The 14432-nt window shown below is 43.4% G+C and carries 12 protein-coding genes; all 12 read right to left on the bottom strand.

Features of this window, described 5'->3' with window-relative positions; all coding sequences use genetic code 11:
- Positions 1-26 precede the first annotated feature (26 nt).
- Positions 27-557 carry a hypothetical protein gene (locus tag CVU77_06465; protein ID PKN01222.1) on the bottom strand — a complete coding sequence of 177 codons (531 nt, stop codon included), beginning with the start codon at positions 555-557 and terminating at the stop codon, positions 27-29.
- A 481-nt stretch (positions 558-1038) separates the two neighbouring features.
- A complete protein-coding gene (locus CVU77_06460; protein PKN01221.1) occupies positions 1039-1719 on the bottom strand; it encodes a hypothetical protein in 681 nt (226 codons plus the stop codon).
- 72 nt (positions 1720-1791) lie between these two features.
- Positions 1792-2565, bottom strand: coding sequence for a hypothetical protein (locus CVU77_06455; GenBank protein ID PKN01220.1), 774 nt, complete (start codon positions 2563-2565; stop codon positions 1792-1794).
- A 36-nt stretch (positions 2566-2601) separates the two neighbouring features.
- Positions 2602-3111: a hypothetical protein gene (locus CVU77_06450; protein PKN01219.1), complete on the bottom strand. Its 510-nt coding sequence runs from the start codon at positions 3109-3111 to the stop codon at positions 2602-2604.
- Between the two features lie 100 nt (positions 3112-3211).
- Entirely contained in the window at positions 3212-3916 is a 705-nt protein-coding gene (locus CVU77_06445) for a TIGR02391 family protein (GenBank protein ID PKN01218.1), read from the bottom strand.
- A 200-nt stretch (positions 3917-4116) separates the two neighbouring features.
- A complete protein-coding gene (locus tag CVU77_06440) occupies positions 4117-5571 on the bottom strand; it encodes a hypothetical protein (protein PKN01217.1) in 1455 nt (484 codons plus the stop codon).
- A gap of 43 nt (positions 5572-5614) precedes the next feature.
- Positions 5615-5848 (bottom strand): hypothetical protein, encoded by a 234-nt coding sequence (locus tag CVU77_06435; GenBank protein PKN01216.1) that lies wholly within the window; start codon positions 5846-5848, stop codon positions 5615-5617.
- 270 nt (positions 5849-6118) lie between these two features.
- Entirely contained in the window at positions 6119-8770 is a 2652-nt protein-coding gene (locus CVU77_06430; GenBank protein PKN01215.1) for a DEAD/DEAH box helicase, read from the bottom strand.
- 107 nt (positions 8771-8877) lie between these two features.
- A complete protein-coding gene (locus CVU77_06425) occupies positions 8878-10362 on the bottom strand; it encodes a transcriptional regulator (protein ID PKN01214.1) in 1485 nt (494 codons plus the stop codon).
- A gap of 49 nt (positions 10363-10411) precedes the next feature.
- The gene (locus CVU77_06420) at positions 10412-11245 is read right to left on the bottom strand and encodes a hypothetical protein (GenBank protein ID PKN01213.1); all 834 of its coding nucleotides are present in this window, start codon (positions 11243-11245) and stop codon (positions 10412-10414) included.
- A 126-nt stretch (positions 11246-11371) separates the two neighbouring features.
- A complete protein-coding gene (locus CVU77_06415) occupies positions 11372-12412 on the bottom strand; it encodes a hypothetical protein (GenBank protein PKN01212.1) in 1041 nt (346 codons plus the stop codon).
- Between the two features lie 37 nt (positions 12413-12449).
- Positions 12450-14342, bottom strand: coding sequence for a site-specific DNA-methyltransferase (locus CVU77_06410; GenBank protein PKN01224.1), 1893 nt, complete (start codon positions 14340-14342; stop codon positions 12450-12452).
- Positions 14343-14432 lie beyond the last annotated feature (90 nt).

Raw genomic sequence — 14432 nt, 5'->3', positions numbered from 1 at the left:
CGCTTTTTCCGACGAACTCAAAGGTTTCAAGTTTCATTGACACTATTATACTTTAGTGCCAAATCTTTTACAATCACCTTGTTTTTTATATGGTCATACAGAACTTTATTTTCCTTGAATCCCTGGTCTGATTTTACAACATTCATTATATAATCTGCCGCCTTCTCGTACTCTTTAGCCAGAAGATAAGATATTGTCTTTGAAGGTACAGAATAGTCTTTTTTAGTGTTTTTGCTTTTCCAATAATTACAGATTAATTTCAACTTATCGGACGGCACAATGCCGACAATAGGCATGACTGTGGGATCTTTACCGAGGATTACAAAACAGTAAAAGAAACATTTATCACAGATTGAATCATTAAGGCCGAGAAAATAATTATTAACTTTCAGCCCTTTAACATCGAATTTTAGGGTTTCTTTACTTTGTGTATAAACTAATATGTCTACGGCCTTTGCATTTCCTAAAGTAATTACAGCATTGAGTTCTAATCTGTGCAATTGTGAGTAAACAAAAAATTCGGCAGATTGACTTGTGTGGTATCGTGTTGAACCCATCATCATCCTCCTTCTTGCCCATACCCCGAGATTACTTTTGCAGATTCTTCAAGCTTTCTTTTATTTGTTTCTGCGCATTGCTTATAACTGCCATTAACTCGGCAGTCGCTTTTGTCGGACAAATCGGGTGCACTCTCGTCCTTTAGGGCTTTTTTCTTTCATCCGATTGAGCACAGCAGAGCAGTGCTGCTACGCTGCATTGATTTGTATTTGGAGTTCATAGTGGAGAATGAATACCAGTGTACAATGTAACCGAATCTTGCCCCCGTTGTAATCGAAAACTGACCCCGCCCGGCCATTGACGATTATAGCAGAATCAAATGCCGTTTCAAGCCGGGCTGACTCTCGTGTTTTAGCTGCCCAAATTCCTGTATCCTATCCATCCTTCCTCCCGCCGCACGTATTGCCGCTTCAATCGGGAGTATTTTACTCCATGGGTAAGGGCAACTTTACCTTCAGGGAGGCAGTTTTCAATTACATTTTACAGTCGGCTGGAACACGTTGTTAGCACCCGATTTTTGCGGGCGATTTCGCGTAAACGACGAAATGCTGGGAGAGTATTTCTACCGCGCGTCGCTGGATGTTGAACATTCTCAACTGGCGCCACGTTCCATTTCCAACTGGTTTCAGTTGACCAGAACCGATTATCATGCATTACAGCACCGAAAACCTTATGAATTCTCTCGCCGCAAGTTATGATAAGGTTCGGAGAAATTATGGCAACCTGTCGCCGAATGAAAGCACGATCATGCCAAGCATGAAGGCCAATGCCAGCATAATCCGCCTTGCCTGAACCGCTAAATTTCTTAAGATTCATTATCGCGATCCGCCGAATTTGAACCTGCGACTTGCTGGGGCTCAAGACGTGATATCTTGATGAGCCATCCAGAAGCATTTGAGTCCAAAGCCCAAGATTCCGTGTTAAGGGTTTGTTAAGTTTTTCCTCCCCAAAGACTTTTCGAAGATCAGCGCCTCGATAACGAACGAAGCGACCGCCGGTGCTATTGGGTTCGGCAAGAACGAAAAGGATACGGTTAGGTTGCCGTGCGAACTCCCTCTCGGCAATAATTCCATCTCGATGAAATCCGTCGTGGGCCGTTTGCGGATAGGTCCGTATCCATCTAGTGAATAGCCGATTCAAAGCTTGTGTCTTCGTTTCCATTGGAGTTACTAACGATAGAACTCGCCTGTCCAAACCGCTTGCGATTTTGCTCGGGTGCAGTAATTGGTTAACCTATTCTTTCTCTTTAATCTTTTCCAGAATACGATTGCAACGATTTATTATCGTCTTGGGTATTGTGAAAGTCGGATCCGTGGGGTTTATTTTCTTTTCCATTCGGGCCTTCAGTGCTTGGACTGGCAATTCTGCTTTGCTGCCAAAAGTTGCAAGAAGATATTGAGCAGCTTCGGCTTTCTGTGGGGTCTGGTGAGTTTCCAAGACAGTAATGCATTTTGCAATGGCATCTGACGTAGATAACTTTTTGCATTGAAGCGTAAGCACTGTATGTTGAGCACCATATGTATTGACATCCGCTAATGCGCTAATAACATCATCGCCCTCGAACCTGCTGAGTTCTCTTCCTGCTGCGTTGATAACGCTGTGTGTGTGCTTTGTCTTGTTACCAGTTTCCGTGGCGATGGCAAGCAGGGCTTTCTTTTGGCTGTCCGGAGTTTTATTTTCAATGAGAATGATTGCGACGCCAAACTCGCCGGATGGCATACATGCAAAGCGAGAGTAGTGTTCGTCGTATTCCCGAAGGTTCGCCAAGGATTCTCTTGCACCAAGTCGTCCCAACTTGAGTGCAACATCCGTCTTGATGAAGAGGTGTGAATCTCTAAGGAGTTTTAGCAGGCCATTTACGTCTTTTTTAATGTACAACTCCTCGGCCATGGCAAGTTGTCTATCTTGCACATCGGGATCAAGTTCTTCAAGATCCGCTTTGGCGTTTACGGCTATAAACATCGCCGTAATGACGGCAAGCATAAAGTGACCGGGGTTCAGTTTCATATTTTTCCCGAGACTAACGTTGCGGATCAGGCGCGGCTATTTGCCGTCGCCTGCATCCGGTTTGTTAGGCGTTCCCTTTTTCTGCTCTTTCACGACAGCGCCAATTTCGTCAACGACGTCAGCAAGAGGCGTTCCCATCATCTCGAAACGGTTCTCACCACCCTTGAACCACTGAACCTGATCTTTTGCAATTGAGCGAATACCAAGATGCCAGTTAGAGCCCACCCAGAACCCTTTTTCCCTCCGGAGGAAGAGGATGAATCGTCCCGCCTCATAACGACACTGGGCACAGATGAAAGTTTCCATCCCGTAGATTTCGATCTCTCCTTTTGCATTCCCCTTCAGGCAACGCTCCACGGTGCCTAATACTTTCTGGCGGTATGTCCAGTGATTCCCCTTCTTTTCTGTCTCTTGTACCTTTGTGATATTGACGATGGCAATGACTTCGGCTTTCTGTATCATCTCCTTCTTTCCAGCATAGTACGCCTTGGCAAAACATGGGGTTGCGACACCGATGAGCAAGATAGACAACAGAATTCTTTTCATTATTAGTATCCCGAACGTTTGACATGAGCGGCAGACCGCGGCTTGCCGCGGGCTGTCCGCTCGATGGAAGGGTTAGGCGTATCTTTCACTTGGCACGCCCTCAGATGCGTTCGTCAATCTTGTGCATGAGCAGACTTGCCAAGCAGATCATATGTAACGCCTTCGAGCTATCTGGATTCAGGTTTTCGTGAGCCTTCGGATTGCGGATGCCCGTCATGGACCCGGCCATTATCTGCATGTATCCCTGTTGGATGCCGCGGTCCGTCTCGGTCAATAGCTCCGTAAGGCGAATGACCGGATTCTGTGGCGAGAAGGCTGTGCTCATTAGACTGGCGCCGTCCAACTCTCGTCCATCGGACTCGCGGACAATGCGCTTCACGGCGTCATTGACCTCCTTGAACGACGCTTCGACTGCGTCGCCGAAGAACCCGGCCTCATATCGTGGACGCGCGAGAGCGCATATTCTTGGATGCACGAACTGCCAGAACCACTGTGTTGGGCTAGGCGGGCTCTCAATGTCGGATACCGCGAGCAGTCTGCGTGCCTCTGGAATGACGAACCCCTTGATACGGCCCAAGGACTCAACGGCGTTACATTGAAGCGGTGTCATACCTTGCATATGGGCCACAAGTTCGGACCAGCCCAGTGTTTGGCAGAACGCGCGCAGGCTGTTGATCTTGCCCGAGAGAACGCTGTCGTAAACGCCTTGGGGTTCGGCATCGCCGTAGTAGGCGTTTAGGTCAAGTTCAAAGGCTGCAAGATCGTCAAGTATCTCACGCAAGGCTTCAGCTCTGGTGTTCGGCACACTGGCTCCTTGATACGCCTAACATATATTATGCAGTCCGTATAAGAAGTAAAAGCGGACTACGAAAGCCCAATCTTGATCGTTTGCATTGCGAAGATCATTTATATTACCGATAAATAAATTGGTATTTGGAAGTTGGATCATATTTTAAGTGATTTTTAATAATATTTTCTCAAAATTATTTTTTCAAGTTTTCAAATCTAAAAATGTAAAGCGTTCCCATTTTCCCCTTTATCTTTAGGCACCAATATTTCATTGAGGTTAATACCAATTCCAAAGAAGTTGGGTTGTAATATTAAGTTTCTTGCAGCAAATTTTTTCAAGCGAATAATCAACGTATCATTTCCATATTTACCACAAATAAAATCTAATAGCAAGGAACGAAAATCATTTGTCATCATCTGAAAATATGGAATGACTATTCGTAAATTTGCTAATTTCTTCTCGGTTTGGACAGCAATATTTTTGTCCTTATTTGTTAAAGCCACATCAACAAAGTACGATAAATAATCAATCTTTAAATTCTCTTCTAATTTATCGTACTTAATTTCATTAAGTACTTTTAATGCACTTTTTTGTTCTTCCAATTTCAAAAATACTTTTACAAGGTCTAATTGGTATTCATCTCTTTTATCTAATGCTAGTGACTTTAAAATAGATTCTTTGGCTTTATCAAGTTTTTTTAAACTAGTATATGCTTGCCCTATTGCATGGTATTGAGATGCTAAAAATTTCTTATCTTCCCGATATCTTAGAATATTCTGCTCACATATCTCTATTAGACTTCGATAGTATTTATCATCATTAAGAATTATGGCAACCATTTGGTATGTATCGGGCAATAAAGCATACACTTCTCGTGAATTACTTATATCCGCAGATGAAATTTTCCGTAATTCTTTTAAGAGTTGTTCAGCGCTTGTTTTAGCCAAATTAGTATCATTATGCATGAAAGCAATCCTTGCCTTTTGAGTTAAAAAATATAACATAGAGTAATAGTCTTCAGCTACTCTGAGTAATTTATCTAATATTTTGAAAGAAGTGACAGCTGGTAATCTCAAATGTAAAAAATACAAATAAAACACTAATGACTTTATACCGAGATACGTCAATGGTATTTCATCAAGTTCTTTGTTTAAATATCCATCCATAATTAGTACTGCTTTATCATTCATTTTGTCATAATCAAGCCAATATGCCCTTTGCGTATCAATATAAAAACGATATACAGAGTTATCAATAATATCAACTAAGTTCTCATATAAATGGTGTATTTCTTTGATTTTATTTTGCCGATACAATGCTTTAACAAGAAAATCAGCAATTTCATTGATTGCATCAATATCGATTAGATAGATATCTTTTGCGGCCTCAGGTTCTTCTTTATAAAAAGGTTTTGTTTGCTCGTTATACCATATTATATATTGCGTTAAATGTGCTCTAAAATATAGTTCTGCCTCAGCATATTGTTTCTTATTTAAGTATTTAATAGCTAAATCATCATAATCAGGAGTTTTGGAAATATTTTTTTGTCTTTCATCAATATACGGCTCACAGCATTTTTTATATTTCTTGCCACTCCCACATAAGCAGGGCTGATTACGCTCAACAGAATATTTTTGAACATATTTTTTCATTTGTTTTATATCAACCATAACAAATCTTCCTTTGCTTTATATGTTATTTGCGCAATCAGACTTAACTTTTTTTCTTCTCTTGCTTACCAATTATCGCCCACAAAACATATTTTATCCTGCTACAATTTTTTTCATCTTCGGTTATGTCGTATAATTTATAAACCATCTGGTCAATTTGGTGTTCGTATTTTTTAACTTTTACCTGTTTTTCTGGGCTTTGTAGAAAATCCCTCGCTTGTCCCTCTTTATTAAAGGGGGAATGAGGGGGGATTTGAGATGGCAAGGATTTTCCCAAATGATTCGTCCGTTACAAGGGCAAAATCAGGCCTATTCCCGGCGGCTACAATGGCATACGCAATCGGGCATAACGCTTTGGAAATATTCGAATAGTGTAAATAATCTATTTCTTTTTTCTTGGTGCGTGGAAACTGGCGACTCTGCCGAATTTCCCTTTCGAGATTATTATGCCCATTTTTTTGGCTTTTCTTTTAAGAGCTGCGTGACCTTTAATTGACCTTCCAAGTTTTGCCATTTCTTCCACCTCCGCCTTAGATTCTTTCACACATCAGAGCAAATCCTCAAGTTTCGTCGCCGTTTTGAAAGTCACGCCGGGGAGTTCTTTGAAGTGCGCCGCGCCGCATTTGATTTTGAGGTTTTCTCCGCCGCGAAGGTCTATTTTGTCGAGCGAGCCCTTGGTCTCGGCGACGAAGTAGAGTTTCTTTTCGTTTTTGAAAATCAACGCCCAGTCGGGGGTGTAATCGCCGAGCGGCGTCTTTATTTTGAAGCCGCGCGGAAGTTTGAAGAAAAACTCCACGTTTTCGGTGTTCTCGCAGTCCTCGGCAAACTTTCTTTCTATTTCCGACATAGAACTGATTTCTATGTGGTCGGCGATGGTCTTGTCTTGATTCTTGACTTTGTAAAGATTTCCTATGTAACTTTCTATTTCGACGTCCTTGAATAACATCATCGAGTATTCCTGACCGCCGATTTTCTCGTATTTGATGCCGTCGACCATCATTTCGTTGAGAATGTTTTTGATTTCGGCGACGGTCATATCGAGAAACAACTGCGGGTTTTTGAGCGCGTCGCCGAGGCGTCCGGATTTTTTCAAAATATCGAGTATCGTCGAGCGCGTGAGGTCGGTTTTACCCTGAATATATCCGAGAATGTCGGGCACCTCGATACTTGTGTCGTACGCTTCTCTTATGCTTATGCCGACCTGCTTTCCGCCGACACCTTCACGAAGCATCTCCAAATGTGTTTTAACACTTTTTATGACGGGAGCGCGCGCCGCCGGCATCTTGTTTATCGCCGACGAAGCCCTCTTAATCAGTTCGGCGGTTTCATATTCGACATTATAAGTCGTCTTGTGCTTGATTTTGTTCCAGAGTTCGATAAACCTTGCGTCGGCTTCGTAACCCTTCCGCAGCGAAACCTTTTTTCTGTCACGCTTGTCTTTCAATCTGCCGGTAAACTCCACGCCGCAATCTTCCTGGATTTCCTTCTGGAGTTTGGACGCGAAGTCGTCGTAACTTTCGTTCGCCACTACGGTCAGAATGTTGACGTTCTTGTCGAGTATCCTGTCGCCGTTCTGGTTGACACAGAGCCGCAAACCGCGGCCGATTTCCTGACGTTTTTTTAGCTCCGAGCGGGTTTCGTTGAGCGTGCAAATCTGAAATACATTCGGGTTGTCCCAGCCCTCTCTCAATGCCGAGTGACTGAATATGAACCTCAAAGAATTAGCGGGGTCGAGGAGTTTTTCTTTGTCCTTCATTATCAAATGATAGGCGTTGTCGTCGGCCTGCGTTTCGCGGTTTTCCGACGAGTCCTTGAAAATCCCCTTTTTGTCCTGGGCGAAATATCCGTTATGGACTTTGCCGGCGTCAAATGGAATCACACCCTTGAACGCTTCTTTTTCGGCGAGCGCCTTGTATATTTCTTCAAACCATAGCGCGAACTTTCCCTTTTGAGAATTGCCGGCGTCGTCGTAGGCGCGGTAGTTTGCCACGCGGTCTATAAAGAAAAGCGAAAGTACCTTGACACCTTTTTCTTTGTACTTTCTTTCCTTCTGAAAATGCTCTTCGACGGTCTTTCGCATCTGCTCTTTCATCACTTCGTCGCGCAGACCGCCGCGCGAGTCGCCCACGCGAAGCATATCGCCGCTCGAAAAGGTTACGCATTGATTGGAAACATCTATTTCGTTGACGATATAGCCGGTTTTGTAGTTCTCTCTTTTGTTCGATAATTCATAAAGGTCGTCGCCGACTTTTGCGGTCACGATTTTTCGCTCAACGCCTTTTTTGCCGTTAATGTCTATGCGTATTTTCGCCGATGTCCTGGTTTTCGTCGAGGAGACGCTTTCAAGTTGAACGAACGCACGATTGAAATCATTCTCCGTCAGAACCGAGTCCACCTCGATTTGTTTGACGAGACCCATATCGTAGGCGTTGACGGGATTCAAACTGTAAACGAGATTGTAAAGATTGGTGTGCGTGGCCGAATAGCGGAGAGTGCAGCAAGGGTTCAGGTTCGCTATGGCGGCCTTTCTTATTTGGGTCTCCATATTCTGCGGCTCGTCCACGATGACGACAGGCCGGACCGACTGTAGAAACTCCACGGGTTTTCTTCCGTTGAGTTTATCGTTGGGGCGGTTCATTATGTTTATATCTTTGGCGAATGAATCGATGTTTATGACGAGAATCTGAACGGAATTGCTGAGCGCGAAGTTTCTTATGCCCGACACCTTGGCGGCGTCGTAGACCTCGTAATTGGCCGGGGTTTTGCCGTAGAGAGAGCGGAAGTGTTCCTCGGTGATTTCAAGGTTTTTGAGCGCGCCCTCCCTAATGGCGACGCTCGGCACGACTATTATGAACTTCTTGAAGCCGTAGTTTTTATTTAGTTCGTAAATGGTTCTCAGATAGACGTATGTCTTGCCGGTTCCGGTTTCCATCTCGACGGAAAAGTTCATCCCGTCGAGTTCCTTCGACTGCCTGATGCCGTTTTTTGCCTGAACGACACGGAGGTTTTCGAGAATCTGTTTTTCGGAGAGAATAAGGTTGTTGCCGACGCCGTTTTCGCCGAAGAAAAGTCCGCCCGCGGCGGGTTTGAGCGAAAACTCAAAATCGCTCTTGTTTAGCGGCTGGCCCTCGAAGATGTCGACGACAGAGTTTATCGCCTCAATCTGGTATCGCTGGTTCGGGTCGAAGTGGAGTTTCATTCTTGCGTCTCACTAAATATTAACAAAACTATTTGCGTCTCATTCTGAGCCAAAAGCGAGACGCAAGATTGGTTGCGGTTCACTTATTGAAATGCAAAATTGCCCCTTTAATGCCCCTTTGGTGCCCCTTTTGCCCCTTTAGTGCCCCTTAGGGTGTAAAATGTCCCTCTGCCGGTTTTACCGAAACGACTTAGTATTTCTTTTTTCTCAAGTTCATTAAGGTCATTTGTCGCCTGTCGTTTACTGACCGTCAAAACTCGTTGATACTCGGTATTCGTGATGCGCCCATTTTGCTTGACATACTTGACCGCTTTCAACTGCCGCTCGTTCAAACCCATCCGCGACAAAGCGTCTTCCGTGAATAAATCCCTTGCCAAAATGGTTTTAAACTCAAGATTCCGCACCGACACGAACTGCGGCTCGGGAAGGCCGTGCTCTTTGCATTGCTTGAGCATCTCCAAAGTCCCGGAGCCCGCCTGCTGAATGTAGTCGGCAAGATACATCGCCGAAGCGAATAGCGGGTTTGACGGGTGAGAGCCGTGCGGTTTTTTGAGGTCGTCTATTTTAAGGTGAATGGGCAATGAGCCGGAATTCCAGATTTCCACACGGTCGAGAAAGACCATAACCTGAACCGACGATTTGGCGTTATAGTCGCGGTGGGCGACGGCGTTGACTATCGCCTCGCGGATCGCAAAAACCGGTATTTCGCGGGGACGGGCGACCGCCGTAGTGTGCTCCTGCTGAATCACGGGGAACTTGAGAATGTCCAGCACGAAGCCGACGGCTTTGTCCACCTGCTCAAAAAGATTCCCGTCGTAAATCTGATATGACACGAAAGGTTTTTCGACCTCGGTGCTCGGCAACTGAATACATTTGACGTTGGCCTGATCGAAAAACTTCCTCGGCTCTTTGCCGAACAGCAAAACCGCGGCGTTGGTGAGTTTGCCGTCCTTGAAAAGTTTCAGATGAGTGAAAACTTCCTGCGTAGTGGAGTTCAACCCCAGCGGGAAATTCCTCATCCGGCGGGCGACATTCAAAAACCATTTGACTTTTTCATCGTCTATATCGGCAAATCCGGCGCCGTCACAGATGCGGCGGTCGAACTCGGCGCGGCCAATGTCGCCTTTTTCCTTTAAGAAGTTAATCAAACTTTCGTAAACAAGCCCTGTCAGTTCTTCGACGGAATCAAACCGGCGATAACAATATCCCGCCGCGGGATTCTTGATTTCTTTGATAAGTTTCTGTACGCCCAATTCGCGGTTCTTGTCCTTGGCGCCCGCGCCTTTGATATAAATGAGTATGTCTTTGTCGCCGGCTTTTGCCGCGTGAAACTCCGTTTCCGTCGGAGAGATTTTATTCTTGCCGGCGGCGCCGTATCTGTCGCCGAGAATGCCGATATAAATATCGCTCTTGCGGACTTCGTCGAGATATGCCGTCTCGTCCGGGCGGCCCTTCGCCGGAGCGTCTTCGAACAGGAAGACGTCGAAATATTCGGAAAGAAGAACATCGCCGAGGATGGAATCCTTCACCGCCCGCCGCTCCGCGCCGAGTTCCTTCTGTGAGCCACTGATGAAGATGTGGTGTTTGGCCATTCTATGTTTTTATTATTTTACTGTTTAGGTCGGAATGGAGTTTCATAAATTATACTTTTAATTTAGACTTTTCTTTCTTGAGCAATAGTCGAATAGTGGCGTGGTAAGTCGCTAAATAGAAATGGAATATCCATGAGTACCAAATCGTATGGTCATAGTTTGTTTTTTGTAGCGAATTGTGGTGGCGAATACCAAAATTGTTTGCAATGTTAAATATCATCGATTCATCCTTTATCTTCAATACACTGCCGAGATTTTGGGTATCTTTGAGCCACTCAAACACATCGGCAAGTTCTTGTATGGCGTTCTTTTTTTCTGACAGGGACAAATGGCGGTTCCGCCATTTTGAAATTGCATTTCGAACCTTGCTATCAACATTTATCTCATCGTAAGGAATGATTTCTGCATCCAATATATGTTGAAGTCCGCCTGTTCCCAACGCCAAAACAATGCCGTCTTTGGTCAACTCAAATCCGGTCTTGTAGTCGGCGAGAAACGCATTGACCTTATCCCTGAATTCTTTTTGCCCTGCTTCGTCATCATAATCACCGTAATCGCGGTAGTTATATCCTGTGTCCGTCGTCATATCAGTCAATTCCCCTGGTTTGGAAGCATAGTCATAGAGGAATTCAAGGGTGTCAAAAATATGGTCTTCTGTGATGTCATCCGATGACCACTTTGCAATAGGGAATGGTTGAAAAGTAAGGGCGACCGCCGCTTCGTGTTGAATTGTATCGGGAAAATGAAACTCTGTGATACCGGCTTTCTTTTTGAAATAATCCTTATTGCGAAACATGAGATACAGATTCTGAATCTTGCGGTAGAGTTCCTCAAGGGTGATGCTCCCGGGTTTGGTTCTTAAGCTGTAATAGCGGCGGACCATTTCTCCTCACTTGTTTCTATGTTATTCACACCACCCGAAACTCCACACTCACGTCTTTAAGTATGCAGAAAATAGGAACCGCTCTATGGAAGCATCAAAACCGCTCTCGAATATTCTATCGAATTGTTATAAATACTTATCCAAAATTGTCAGACACATATAGCACCATTCAAGCGTATAGTTTTTAGCTACCCGCGCATACTCTTTGTCTGAAAAAAGCCTGTGTCCGGATTTATCTGAAAGCAACCCATAAAGTTTACTACATAAATCAATTTCTTTTTGTGCGAGGAAATTGACTCCATTTTTAACCAAATAGTTTAATGCTTCTTGATTTCTATTTTTGGTTCCTATAGAAGGTGGAACTTTAGTTTTTATGGATATCTTCTCAGCCAACTCCACATTAAAATTCTCCAACAAGCTTCTAATTAAATCGCACGAATGCTTGAAATCGAATTTAGTGCCAAGGCTATTTATTCGTTTTTCAATTTCCTTTAATGCCTCAGTAAAATCTTTTTTAAATTTGTACTTTTCAAAATAAGACAACACTTTTTCTGCATCTTTGACTATTTCATAGTTTTCATCTTCTACCAAGAAATGAATAATTCTAAAATGTTCTATCTGATCTATGACAAGCCCCAAAATCCGTAGCGATTCCTTCAATTTTACGTCTGCTATATTGTTTCTTTTGTTTATATATTTAGCCAATATCTTCAGAAATTTATCTGGTAACTTATTGTGCTCAAACCTTACAATGAACACCAAATCGTTGATAGCTTGAACATCTAAATTATTATGTTTTTTATTGAGTATTTTGCTTAAAACCAAATCGCAAAAATGGTTTCGAATTAAAAATGCCAAGAGCAACTTATGATAACCAGTTGCCACATCAAAATTTAAACTGGCCTCTAAATATTTAATAATAACGTTTTTTTGTCTTTCATTAACTTGCGAATATAATTTATTCAATCCCTCATAATTACAACCTATGGGATTATATTGCTGAGGATTTTCTTGTATTTTAGGCGTTCCGTGAAAACTGATGGTAAACTCGTACAGGGGCTTATATTTTTTAGAATACTCATCAAAAGTACCATAATCAAAACTTCTGTATCTTAATTCATCTGTTAAAAGACGACTTAAAATTTTTTTAATGTCTTTCACTTTCATTTTTGCCACTCAATATTGCTATTTGTAAGGATTTGTTTCACACCACCCTAAACTCAATCTCCGCATCCTTTAGTTGCAGAGCCGTGTTGGTCTTGAGTTGGTCATTGTCGTCGAAGGATGTGTCGAGGGTGATGAGTTTTTTCGGGGTTTGTTTTATGATTTCTTTTACGGTTTTGGCGTCGAGTTTGTCGAGGGCGATTATGGTTTCTCCGTCGGCTATGGAGTAGTAGGGTTTGCCGTCGGCGGTTTTCTTTTTTTCGATTCTGGTTGTGAGGTCGTAGCCGGATTTGATTATGAGTTCCCAGAGGATGTTCGTTTGGACGGCTGCGGGCTTGACGGGATATTTGAAGTTGTCTAATTGCTTTTCGAGATCGGCGCCGTTTTCGATTGTGTCGCCGCGCCAGAGTTTAAAGTTTGAGGGCTGGAGTTTGAATACTTTGAAGCCCAAATCCAGTTCTTTCTTGTCGAGTTTCAATTGCTTTTCTTCTTCTTTTATTTTTTTGATGACTCGGCGGATGCGCTCTTTGGATATGTCGGCGATAGTTTTGTAGCCGGCTTTGTATGCTTCCGAGTCCTCGTCGGTTTTTTCGGGGAGTTGAACGCAGATGAACTTTCTGTTTCCTCCGTCTTCTTTGTTCAGGTCGAGAACTGCGTGGGCGGTGGTGCCAGAGCCTGCAAAGAAGTCGAGGATAAGTTCTTCATTTTTTGATCCCACTTTTATTAAATATTTAAGATATCTCGTAGATTTGGGGTTATTAAAAACATCTTTATCAAATAAATCTTTTATCTCTTCTGTTCCGATATTGGATATACCCACAATATCTTTGGGGACTAAAGATGTAGGCGCCCCAGTGCCATCGCCCAAATATTTTTTAATGTAAATGTTATACCTTGCTTTATTGTCATTTTTATCTATTAGAGGGCTTGTGTTAGTTTCTTTAAAAACAACCATGTCTTTTTTCAACGCTGCTTCAAATGTTTCTTTTATAAATCTAAATAAATAACCTTCCTTAGGTTTTGCCATACTTCCATCCGGACAAGTAATGAAATATTTTTGATTGGGGTTATTCCCTTCATTTCTCCACGCGAAATCTTTTTCTCGGTAAATGCCTTTTTTATCCTTTTTGTTGTACTGTTTGACGGCTTCTAACGATAATTCAGCATAAAACATCGGCAAATTATCTATATTCTTTGCATAACAAACGGAGTATTCGTGACTCTGATTAACATACTTACTTCTTATTCCACCACCGGTTGATGAATTCCATATAAACTGAGATATAAAATTCTCCTCGCCGAAAATCTCGTTCATCATTAGGCGGAGGTTGTGGACTTCGTTGTCGTCTATGGAGACGAATATTACGCCGTCGTCGCGCAGGAGATTGCGGGCGAGGAAAAGCCGCGGGTAGAGCATCGAGAGCCAGTTCGAGTGATAATGACCGTTTTCTTTGGAGTTCTTGCGGAAGAACCCTTCTTTTAAGAGATAGCCGGACTCGTCTTTGTCTTCTATCCGTTTGAGATATTCGTCTTTTGACTCGGAAAATTTGTCGGGATAAATGAAACTGTCGTTGCCTGTGTTGTAGGGCGGGTCTATGTAAATCATCTTGATTTTGCCGTGGTAGGATTTCTGGAGGGTTTTGAGGACTTCGAGGTTTTCTCCCTCGATAAAAACATTTTGAGTGGCGTCGAAGTTGACGGACTCTTCGGGGGCGGGCGCGAGGGTGGCGGATGTGGGCGTCTGTATGGCTCTGAATGCCTCGGACTTGCCCGCCCAGTCGAGGTGGTAGCGCTCATCGTCGGTGTCGAGCGAGTCGCCGAGTGCAAGTTTGAGTTTGTCTGGGTCTACTTTGTCTTCGGAGAATATTTCGGGGAGGATTTGTTTTAATTGAGAGATTTTTTCGGTTTTAATGTCGGGAGAGAGGCCGTTCATCGCGGAACGGTTTTTCTTGGTGCTTTTTTTGTCGCTCATAAGGTCCCGCCTTTTGGTTTTTGTGGTGAGTGGATGGGTCAAGGGTAGTAT

Source organism: Elusimicrobia bacterium HGW-Elusimicrobia-1, from assembly GCA_002841695.1.
GTDB lineage: Bacteria > Elusimicrobiota > Endomicrobiia > PHAN01 > PHAN01 > PHAN01.
Note: the sequence above shows the minus strand (reverse complement) of the source record. Positions and strands in the feature narration are given on the sequence as shown.

Coding starts and splice junctions, on each gene's coding strand:
- CVU77_06455 (PKN01220.1), bottom strand. CDS start 2,565: ATGAAACTGAACCCCGGTCACTTTATGCTTGCCGTCATTACGGCGATG.
- CVU77_06415 (PKN01212.1), bottom strand. CDS start 12,412: ATGAAAGTGAAAGACATTAAAAAAATTTTAAGTCGTCTTTTAACAGAT.
- CVU77_06450 (PKN01219.1), bottom strand. CDS start 3,111: ATGAAAAGAATTCTGTTGTCTATCTTGCTCATCGGTGTCGCAACCCCA.
- CVU77_06425 (PKN01214.1), bottom strand. CDS start 10,362: ATGGCCAAACACCACATCTTCATCAGTGGCTCACAGAAGGAACTCGGC.
- CVU77_06460 (PKN01221.1), bottom strand. CDS start 1,719: ATGGAAACGAAGACACAAGCTTTGAATCGGCTATTCACTAGATGGATA.
- CVU77_06420 (PKN01213.1), bottom strand. CDS start 11,245: ATGGTCCGCCGCTATTACAGCTTAAGAACCAAACCCGGGAGCATCACC.
- CVU77_06440 (PKN01217.1), bottom strand. CDS start 5,571: ATGGTTGATATAAAACAAATGAAAAAATATGTTCAAAAATATTCTGTT.
- CVU77_06430 (PKN01215.1), bottom strand. CDS start 8,770: ATGAAACTCCACTTCGACCCGAACCAGCGATACCAGATTGAGGCGATA.
- CVU77_06465 (PKN01222.1), bottom strand. CDS start 557: ATGGGTTCAACACGATACCACACAAGTCAATCTGCCGAATTTTTTGTT.
- CVU77_06410 (PKN01224.1), bottom strand. CDS start 14,342: ATGAACGGCCTCTCTCCCGACATTAAAACCGAAAAAATCTCTCAATTA.